Annotated in this window: 1 protein-coding gene and 1 pseudogene; both read left to right on the top strand. The window is 70.8% G+C overall.

Going from position 1 to position 1,223, the window contains the following annotated elements:
* The coding region (locus ACN27A_RS34585; protein ID WP_421459263.1) for an endolytic transglycosylase MltG at positions 1-839 on the top strand (839 nt) is incomplete at its 5' end.
* Positions 836-1,223 (top strand): annotated as a pseudogene (locus ACN27A_RS34590) (shikimate dehydrogenase); the annotation flags it as partial. The gene ACN27A_RS34585 and the pseudogene ACN27A_RS34590, both read left to right, overlap by 4 nt.

The raw sequence follows: 1,223 nt of genomic DNA on the forward strand, positions 1-1,223 counted from the left end.
CGGCCGATGCGGTGGCGCGCCTGACCGATCCGGCCAACCGGGTGGGCCGGCTGGTGATCCCCGAGGGACGCCAGCTCGACGACGTCCGCGATGTCAAGACCAATGCCGTCACCGACGGAATCCTGACGTTGATCGCCGACGCCTCGTGTGTCGACCTCGACGGTGAGACCCGTTGTGTGTCGGTCGACGATCTGCGCAACGTCGCGGCCGCGCTGCCGCCGGCCGAGCTGCAGGTCCCGGCCTGGGCCACCGATCCGGTGCTGGCGATGGGGGCCGACCATCGGCGCCTGGAGGGGTTGATCGCGCCCGGGACGTGGAACATCGATCCGTCGGCCCAGCCGCGGGCCATGCTGGGCACGCTGATCGGGAGCAGCGCGGCGGTGTACGAGCAGAACGGGCTGTTGGACACCGCGGTCTCCAACGCCATGTCGCCCTACGAGGTGCTCGTCGTCGCCTCGTTGGTGCAGCGTGAGTCCACCCCGGAGGACTTCTCGAAGGTGGCTCGGGTGATCTACAACCGGCTCGCCGAAGAGCGCACGCTGGAGTTCGATTCCACGGTGAACTACGCGTTGGACCGCATCGAGGTGGCGACCACCGACGGGGACCGGGCGCAGGCCACACCCTGGAACACCTATGTGCGCCCCGGCCTGCCCGCCACGCCGATCTGTTCGCCCGGTCTGCCCGCGCTGGCCGCCGCCGAGGCGCCGGAGCCGGGGGACTGGCTGTACTTCGTGACGGTCGACATGCAGGGGACCACGTTGTTCACCCGTGAGTACGAGCAGCACCTCGCCAACATCGAGGTCGCCCGGCGCAACGGTGTCCTCGACTCGGCGCGATGAGCGCTTGCGCCGCGACGAGCCCTGCCCGCCGCGCCGGGGTGCTCGGCTTGCCGATCGCGCATTCGCGTTCCCCGCAGCTGCACCTGGCGGCCTACCGCGCGCTGGGGTTGTCCGACTGGACCTATGAGCGCATCGAGTGCACCGGCGAGCAGTTGCCGCAGGTGGTGGCCGGGTTCGGCCCGGAGTGGGTCGGGGTGTCGGTGACGATGCCGGGGAAGTTCGCCGCACTGCGGTTCGCCGATGACGTCAGCGACCGGGCCCGGCTGGTCGGATCGGCCAATACGCTGGTGCGGTGCCCGGCGGGTTGGCACGCCGACAACACCGACGTCGACGGGGTGCGCGGGGCGTTGGCCGCCGCGCGTTCCCATGACCGCGCCATGGTGG

The organism is Micromonospora sp. WMMD737 (assembly GCF_049179055.1).
In the GTDB taxonomy this organism is placed as follows: domain Bacteria; phylum Actinomycetota; class Actinomycetes; order Mycobacteriales; family Micromonosporaceae; genus Micromonospora; species Micromonospora reichwaldensis.